Source organism: Mesorhizobium sp. M2E.F.Ca.ET.209.01.1.1, assembly GCF_004010375.2.
GTDB lineage: Bacteria > Pseudomonadota > Alphaproteobacteria > Rhizobiales > Rhizobiaceae > Mesorhizobium.
This window is the reverse complement of the sequence record NZ_SADP02000958.1, coordinates 1-305: the sequence shown is the minus strand read 5'-3', so window position 1 is coordinate 305 and position 305 is coordinate 1. Positions and strand designations below refer to the sequence as shown.

At 64.3% G+C, this 305-nt stretch carries 1 protein-coding gene; it reads right to left on the bottom strand.

Annotation, left to right across the window (positions count from 1 at the left end):
* The coding region (locus EN852_RS38665) for a transglycosylase SLT domain-containing protein (RefSeq protein WP_135879893.1) at positions 1–305 on the bottom strand (305 nt) is incomplete at both ends.

The window sequence follows — 305 nt, the reverse complement described above, 5'->3', positions numbered from 1 at the left end:
GTAACCCATCATGCGGGCCGTGGCCGGCTTGATCTGCATCAGGCCGATCTCGCCGGCGCCGCCGACCATGTTCGGCCGAAAGTTGCTTTCGATCTTGATGACGGCCGTGGCCAGCGACACCGGCACGCCATAGCTCGCGGCATAGCGGGCAATGATCGCCGAATACTGGCCGTCGCCGGCGGCAGCGGGGGTCGCCACAGCGATCTTGCCGGGATGAATCGAGGCCGTTGTGGTAAGATCGATGGATTTTCCGCCGCGCTTGGCGCGTTTGGCCGTTGATTTTGTCACCTTGGTCGCCGCGGCCT